Origin of the sequence: Arsukibacterium sp. (assembly GCF_036735525.1) — a bacterium.
Taxonomy (GTDB): domain Bacteria; phylum Pseudomonadota; class Gammaproteobacteria; order Enterobacterales; family Alteromonadaceae; genus Alishewanella.
Genome location: NZ_DAINOE010000035.1, coordinates 11,146 through 13,644, shown reverse-complemented (window position 1 = coordinate 13,644; position 2,499 = coordinate 11,146). Strand labels below are relative to the sequence as shown.

Genomic DNA, 2,499 nt, shown 5'->3' with positions numbered 1-2,499 from the left:
AGGGCAGGCTGACAGCAGCTTGTGCAGACTGTTGCTGCGCTACAAAGAGCAAGCTGCGGTGCCTTTGCCGCATTGGCAGCAGGCATTAACACGCTGCAGCGAGCTGCCAGGCGCCGGGGGGGCGCCGGAATTAGCCATAGGAGCGGGGGTTAAGGCTGCGCATGTAGGTATGCTCGGCTACTTAATTTTAGCCTCTGATACCTTGGGTGACGCCCTGTTAGCTTATCAGCGTTACGAGCGATTATTCTATGGTGTCAATCTAATGCAGTTAAATTATCATTCTGAATATATTGAGCTTTTTTGGCCGCCGCTTGATCAGGTTGTGTATCAGTTAGCTGATGGTGTTGCCATTGCCGCTCTGGTCACTTTGGTGCAGCAGCAACTGACAGCACCTCAGCCCCCTTTGCAGCTTTGTTTCAGGGGCAGCGTTGCGGCGGTGCGGCAAACGGCTTATCAAGCGTTTTTTGGCTGTCCGGTGTTATTTGAGCAACCCAGAGTGGCTGTGCGTTTTAATTTGTCCTTATTACAAAGCCCTATGCCATTGCGGGATGCCAGATTGCGGCAACTGTTGGATCGGCAACTGCAGCATATGCTACCAGGGCTGGCTGACAACAGCCTGTTTGAGCAGCAACTGCAGCAAGTGCTGTTTCGGTTGTTAGTGGCTGGCGAAGCCACGTTGCAGCGCGCCGCTGCGGCTATGCATATGTCGTCACGAACCTTGCAACGTCGCTTGCTGCAGCATGGCGTTTGCTGGCAGCAATGGCTCGACAGCAGCCGCGCCCATCTGGCAAATCACTATTTTGCCGATACAGCTTTGTCGATAAGTGATATTGCGTTGTTGCTGGGCTTTTCCGAACACAGTGCTTTTACCCGGGCTTACCGGCGCTGGACCGGGCAAACGCCCGCACAATACCGGCGTTTGCTAAAACGCCGGCTGCAAAAATAAGGACATCGTATGGCGATAAAACCTCAACTGATAGATGCACAGGGCAAGGTAACGTTTGGCGTGTTTGAGCATGGCGTGTCTGACATCAATTACCTTGATTACGATTTGCGTAATGCGATGAATAAACGGCTGGGATCCTGGGCTAAGCATTTTAAATTCAATCAGTTTCAGTTTATTGGGTTTTCCAGCCCTGTGTTACTTATCGGTATAGCCATTGTTGATTTAAAATGGTTAAGTCAGGCCTTCGTTTACTGTTATGACATAGAACGGCGGCAATTCGAACAATTCACTATGTTGCAACTGCTGGCCAGAGGCACGACATTCAACACTCAACCTCATCAGGGTACCGTCAGTTTTCAAAAAGGCAGGCAACGGCTGAGTATCAGCGCCACGACAACGCCGGGTATGCGGACACTTGAAGTGCAATTAGACCGGTTAACGCTCAATGCCCGCATTGATGAATCTGCGCGTTATCAGCCGCTGGCGCTCTGCACCCGTGCCGGCTATCAAGGATGGGTATTTACAGAAAAAGCTACTGCGTTGCTTTGCCAGGGGCAATTGTGCTGGCAAGGCCGGCAGTACGATCTGCAGCAGCTAAAGGCGCTCGCCTGTGTTGACTGGACGGCAGGTTATATGCGCCGCGAAACCTTCTGGAATTGGGGCAGTCTGTCCTGCTTTTTGGCTGATGGCCGGCGTTTGGGTTTTAATCTGGCGGCCGGAGTTAACGAAACGGGTTTTACCGAAAATGCGTTGTGGCTGGATGGTCGCTTAATCAAACTGGATATGATTGATTTTCAGTTTGATCGACAGCAGCCGTCGCTGCCATGGCACATGACGTCCAACGATGGCATGGTCAACTTGCGATTTGAACCGCAGGGCCAGCGTCAGGAAAAAATCAATGCTGGCCTGATAGCCTCTAATTTTACCCAGCATTTTGGTTGTTATTACGGCGTGATTAAGCTAGCTGATGAAGTCATTCAGCTACAGGGGGAATGGGGCTTCTGCGAAGACCATTACGCTAAGTGGTAATCGCATAATGGATCTGGTTATTAATCCGATAAGACCGGGGGATGCCTGCTCAGTCTTTCACCTTAGCCTGTAAAGCTGTCGGAAGTGGACAACACAGCATAACAGCTGACCCTCCTGGCATAAAAGTGATACTATTATGCTCAACCAAGAGGTAGCAATGAAAATAGACTTACACAGCCATACCCTAAGCTCTGATGGTGTGTTATCACCAGACGAGCTAATTGCCCGGGCAGTTGAGCGGGGCGTGGATGTTCTGGCCATTACTGATCACGATAGTGTGGCGGGCTTAGCCGAGGCACGGCAGGCGATACACAGCCGGCAAGCGCCGCTGCATCTGATCAATGGTGTTGAAATATCAAGCAGTTGGCAGCAACTGGAAATTCATATCGTCGGCCTCAATGTTAACCCGACGTGTCCGGTATTTCTGGCGCGTTTAGCGACACAACAGCAACGCCGGCTGGAGCGCGCCGAGGAAATGGCCCGACGCTTAACCAAAGCACAGATACCTGATGTACTGCCAGCTG

At 51.5% G+C, this 2,499-nt stretch carries 3 protein-coding genes; all 3 read left to right on the top strand.

Features of this window, described 5'->3' with window-relative positions; all coding sequences use genetic code 11:
* Positions 1-946: helix-turn-helix domain-containing protein (locus V7D78_RS08750; RefSeq protein WP_333608066.1), on the top strand; the 946-nt coding region annotated here is incomplete at its 5' end.
* Between the two features lie 9 nt (positions 947-955).
* Positions 956-1,975 carry a DUF2804 domain-containing protein gene (locus V7D78_RS08745; protein WP_333608065.1) on the top strand — a complete coding sequence of 340 codons (1,020 nt, stop codon included), beginning with the start codon at positions 956-958 and terminating at the stop codon, positions 1,973-1,975.
* Between the two features lie 157 nt (positions 1,976-2,132).
* A partial coding sequence (locus V7D78_RS08740) for a PHP domain-containing protein (protein WP_333608064.1) occupies positions 2,133-2,499 on the top strand: 367 nt, incomplete at its 3' end.